A 1,883-nucleotide genomic window follows, 5' to 3' on the forward strand; every position below is an offset into this window, starting at 1 on the left:
GGGTTCGGTCCGGAGGCGGCGTTCGACCGGGAGGCGGCGTGCGCCGGTCCGGCGCGCCGTGCCGTCCGTAGCGATCGTCGTCGTTCACGGATCGACTGTAACCGTCGTCGCGGGAACAGCGGTCTTCCTCGACGTCCGATTCACGGGAGCCACGACAGATGTTCGCGCAGGAGGGCGTAACCGACGAAGGCGACGATGTCGATCAGAGCGTGCGCGATCAGCAGTGGCCACAGTCTGCCGGTGCGCTGCCAGTAGCGGCCGAACACCAGACCCATGAGGAAGTTTCCGACTCCACCGCCCACGCCTTGATAGAAGTGATAGCTGCCGCGCAGCAGCGACGAGCACAGCAGGGAGGCGTTCTCGCTCAGACCGAGTCTGCGAAGGCGAGAGATCAGGTACGCCACCACGATGATCTCCTCGGCGCCGGAGTTGGCCAGCGCGTACAGGATCAGTGCAGGCACGCGCCACCAGTGGTCGTCGAGGGCGCTGGGAACGACGTTCAGATTGAATCCGAGCGCATTGCCCACCAGATACAGCGCCAGGCCGGGCAGCCCGATCAGTGCGGCCAGTCCGACGCCGTGACCGAGGTCGATCTTCAGTCGCGGCCGGGCCAGCCCGATCGCTCGGGGTGCCAGATCGGCTCGCCACAGCAGATACAACCCCAGGGCTCCCCAGGCGCTCAGTCGCAGAATGCTCAGCAGCTGGAACAGTAGATCGATGAGGCTGAAGCTCGACCGCGACGAGTTCAGCGCCACGGTCTGATCGGACAGGGCAGCGGTCTGCAGCGCGTCCTCGACGAGCGAGAGGATGCTGCTCATACCGCTCAGGCCGAACGTCACCAGCAGGACGATCGCGATCTCGACCTTGATGGTGGTGCGTTCGCGGGCATCGGGCGTGGGAGCCGTGCTCGCGGGCGGCGGTGGCGTCAACCAGCTCTTGAAGTCGATCACCGCACGAGTCTGCCCTGTTTCGTGCAGTGAGGTGTCAGCCTCGGGCCCGTAGGCCGTTCAGAAACGGGCAGCCGGCGAGAACGCGCAGCGCGCGACTGAGCGAGAGGACGTCCTCGACGGGCTCGGCGAATCCGAGCCGGACGTCGTTGTCGCCGCATTCGCCTTCGATCCGCAGCCGAATCCCGTAGCGGTCGATGCCGAGCGGCCGGATTCGACCCTGCCGCAGCGACGGCGGGAGCGTCGGGCCAATTGGGCGAGCAGGTCCGGGTGGTCGGAGTCGAGGTGCTCGAGCCAGCTGGTCTCCATTTCCCAGAAGGGATCGGGCTCGGCGGCCAGCAACGTGTCGACGTCGACAGGCTCCGCTCCGGTGCTGTCGGCGACCACGGCGGAGGTGACGATCAGCCGCATCAGCGACGTGGTGTGGCCGACGTCGAGCAGGGCCGGATGCGGATGTTCGGCGGCCACCGCTCCGGCCATGGGCCGCATCAGCGATTCCGGAACCGGGCGGAGATCGCCGCGAAGCCACACCAACGATCGCACCGGTTCACGCAGAGCGAGCGGCGCGTGATCGGTGAGTTCGAGGACGGCGGGCGTTGCGGCACGGGAGGACTGCCAGGTGACCGCGCTGTGGAGGGAGTCGGTGGGGACGGCGATGATCATCTCCGTTGGGTCGCAGGTGGTGCAGGGATGTGATCACCGGGTCGCTGCCGTCGATGGCCAGGCTGCGCCATCGGCGCGCATGCAGGCACTGCGCACGCGTTCGGCAGTGGTCGGTCCGGTGGTGGTTGCGCCGAGCATGGGTTCCTCCGATGCGATCGGTCAGACGAGTAGGTGAGGCAAACCTAAGTTAGCGCGGTGTGGCGAGGATCGCAAGGCCGTGCCCGGGAGTGGAGCCCGCGGAACGACCCAGGCCACAGGAGTGGAGCCCGCGGA

The 1,883-nt window shown here is 67.4% G+C and carries 1 protein-coding gene and 1 pseudogene; both read right to left on the bottom strand.

What is annotated here, in order from left to right; genetic code table 11:
• Nucleotides 1–140 precede the first annotated feature (140 nt).
• On the bottom strand, nucleotides 141–950 hold the full coding sequence (locus RHBS_RS27390) for a CPBP family intramembrane glutamic endopeptidase (RefSeq protein WP_374700680.1): 810 nt from the start codon (nucleotides 948–950) through the stop codon (nucleotides 141–143).
• A gap of 34 nt (nucleotides 951–984) precedes the next feature.
• A pseudogene (locus RHBS_RS27395) lies at nucleotides 985–1,748 on the bottom strand (DUF2470 domain-containing protein).
• Nucleotides 1,749–1,883: the final 135 nt, after the last annotated feature.

Source organism: Rhodococcus sp. BS-15 (assembly GCF_000813105.1).
In the GTDB taxonomy this organism is placed as follows: Bacteria; Actinomycetota; Actinomycetes; order Mycobacteriales; family Mycobacteriaceae; genus Rhodococcoides.